This is a genomic window from Streptomyces glaucescens (assembly GCF_002154375.1).
GTDB classification, from domain to species: Bacteria; Actinomycetota; Actinomycetes; order Streptomycetales; family Streptomycetaceae; genus Streptomyces; species Streptomyces glaucescens.
This window is the reverse complement of the sequence record NZ_MUND01000486.1, coordinates 1-2,829: the sequence shown is the minus strand read 5'-3', so window position 1 is coordinate 2,829 and position 2,829 is coordinate 1. Positions and strand designations below refer to the sequence as shown.

The 2,829-nt window shown below is 74.1% G+C and carries 2 protein-coding genes and 1 tRNA gene; 2 read left to right on the top strand and 1 reads right to left on the bottom strand.

What is annotated here, in order from left to right; genetic code table 11:
- The coding region (locus CCN42_RS28955) for an ABC transporter permease (RefSeq protein WP_086740037.1) at positions 1-1,769 on the top strand (1,769 nt) is incomplete at its 5' end.
- Between the two features lie 94 nt (positions 1,770-1,863).
- Here the strand turns inward: CCN42_RS28955 and CCN42_RS28950 are convergent.
- Positions 1,864-1,947 (bottom strand) — tRNA-Leu (locus CCN42_RS28950).
- 462 nt (positions 1,948-2,409) lie between these two features.
- Between CCN42_RS28950 and CCN42_RS28945 the strand changes: the two genes are divergently transcribed.
- The coding region (locus tag CCN42_RS28945; RefSeq protein WP_143662041.1) for a DUF3662 domain-containing protein at positions 2,410-2,829 on the top strand (420 nt) is incomplete at its 3' end.

Sequence of the window (2,829 nt, the reverse complement as noted above, 5' to 3'; positions counted from 1 at the left end):
GTGCCGCCCGCCGCCTCGCCGACCCCGGCCCGGACCGCGACGCCGAGGCCCTCACCGCGATGAACGCCCTGTTCGGCACGGCGGGCGGGGTCACCGCGTTCGTCTCGGTGTTCGTGGTGGCGTCGACGTTCGCCTTCGCCGTGGCCCAGCGCCGCCGCGAGTTCGGCCTGCTGCGCACGGTGGGCGCGACGCCCGGCCTGCTGCGCCGCACGGTGGCCGCGGAGGCGCTGCTCGTCGGGCTGCTCGCCGCGGCCACCGGCTGTGTGCTCGGCGGCCTGGGCGCCCCGTACCTCGCCGCCTGGGCGGCCGACGCCGGTCTCGCCCCGGCCTGGTTCGAGATCGGCGCCCACGGCTGGCCGTACCACCTGGCCTTCTGGACCGGTCTGCTGGTCGCGCTGCTCGGGGTGGCCGCCGCGTCCTGGCAGGCGGGCCGCACCGCTCCGGCGCAGGCGCTGCGCGAAGCGGCCGCGGACGCCGGTGCCCGCACCCCGGGCCGCCTGCTGTGCGGCGCCGCCCTGCTGCTGACCGCGGCCGTCACCCTGGCCCTGGCCCTGGCCTGCGACCCGGGGGAGCTGCTGGGCCGCAAGTCCTACGTCAGCCGCCCCATGCTGCTGATCACCGCGGTCGCGCTGCTCGCGCCGGTGCTGCTGCCCCCGCTGTTCCGGCTGATGGTCCGGCTGCCCGGGGTGACGGCGATGCTGGTGCGGGAGAACGCCGCCGCGGGAGTGCGCCGCACCGCCGCCGTCGCGGCGCCCGTCCTCGTCACCGTCGGTCTCGCCGGTTCCCTGCTGGGCGCCACCGCGACCGTGCAGGCGGCGAAGTCCGCGGAGACGCGCGCGCGGAGCGCCGCCCACTTCGTCGTCACCCCGCGCGGGGACACCGCACTCGACGCGGCGACCCTGCGCCGGCTCGGGACGGTCCCCGGCACCACCGTCTCGGCGACCTCGCCGAGCGCCGTGTACGTCCTGGAGGAGGGCGTGGCCCTGATCAGGTCGCAGGCCCGCGCGGCCGATCCGGACGCCCTCGCCGCGACCAGCCGCCTGCCGCTGACCGCCGGACGCGTCACCGGCCTCGACGACGACTCGATCATCGTCAACGAGGAGTGGGAACGCCACCGCGTGGGCGACCGGGTCGACGTCTGGCTCGGCGACGGCACCCGCCGGTCCCTGCGGATCGCCGCGGTCATGCGCACCGGAACCGGGGACAACGGCGTCTACGTCACCCCGGCCAACGCGCCCGGCGCCCGCCCGGACCGGGTCGACGTCCGCCTCGTCCCGGACGCCGATCCCGGCACCGCGGCCACCGCCCTGCGCGCGGCGGCCGGCCCGTCAGCCGAGGTCCGCACCACGGACGAGTGGCTCCGGGCCACCCACCCCGAAGCCGGCCGCACGACCCGCTACGGCCTCTTCCTGGTCCTCGGCATCGCCCTCCTCCACACCGCCCTGTCCCTGGTCAACACGGCGGTCATGGCCACCTCCGACCGCGCACCCGAACTGGCCGCGCTCCGGCTGGCCGGGGCGACCCGCGCGCAGACCCTGCGCCTGGTCGCCGCGGAGGCCCTGGCGGTGGTGGCCGTCGGCGGGCTGCTGGGCCTGCTGGTCGCCGTACTGAACCTGCTCGGCATGCGGGGCGCCCTCGCGCTGCTGGAGGTCCCGGCCCCCGTCCGACTCCCCTGGCCGGCCCTCGGCGCGGTCCTCGCCGCCTGCGCGGCCCTCGCGGTGACCGCCTCCGTGACATCGGCCGCACTCACCCTGCGCCGCCGAGCCTGAGCCGGCCCGGCACTGAGACATCGGTCACACACCGCAGCGGGGCCCGGAATACGCGAAAGCCCCGCAGGTCCGAGACCTGCGGGGCTTCCAGCTGTGCGCGAGGGGGGAGTTGAACCCCCACGCCCTTGCGGGCACTGGAACCTGAATCCAGCGCGTCTGCCTATTCCGCCACCCGCGCATTGGGTGTGTCCTCCGGCCCCGTTCCTTTCGGCCCGGCGCCTTCCGACACGCAGAACATTAGCACGCTGTCCGGGATGGATTCACATCCGTTCCCGGCCCCCGGACCGTGGCCGTCACGTATCAACCTCGTACCGGTCCCGCCCGTCCGCCCGGCAGCCGGACCGAGTCCACAGCCCGGTGCGGGACACTTGTTTGCGGCCGCCTCTACGATCCTTGGCAAAAGTTCGAAGGGGGGCCCGGCAGGGAACCTCGCAGGCGTCGGCACGCGTTCGACACCCGTCGGCCGCGCTGACAGGGGGAACCAGCCGATTCACGGGCGCGTGGATACGATCAGTAAGCAGTACCGGGTAAGCAGTACACACGGCAGCACGCACGGCAGTACACAGGGCAGTAGACAGAACAGCAGGCACGACAGCACGCACGGCAGTACGCAGGACGGCAACGACGGAGGAGGTGCCCCATGGGAGTCCTGAAGCGTTTCGAGCAGCGTCTCGAAGGTCTGGTCAACGGCACCTTCGCCAAGGTCTTCAAGTCCGAGGTGCAGCCCGTGGAGATCGCGGGAGCGCTCCAGCGCGAGTGCGACAACAACGCCACCATCTGGAACCGTGAGCGCACCGTCGTCCCCAACGACTTCATCGTCGAGCTGAGCACCCCCGACTTCGAGCGGCTGAGCCCCTACTCCGGGCAGCTCGGCGACGAGCTGGCCAGCATGGTCCGCGACTACGCCAAGCAGCAGCGCTACACCTTCATGGGCCCGATCAAGGTCCACCTGGAGAAGGCCGACGACCTCGACACCGGCCTGTACCGGGTGCGCAGCCGCACGCTCGCCTCCTCCAGCAGCCAGCAGCAGCCCCCCGCGTCCGCCGCCCCGCCCGCGGGG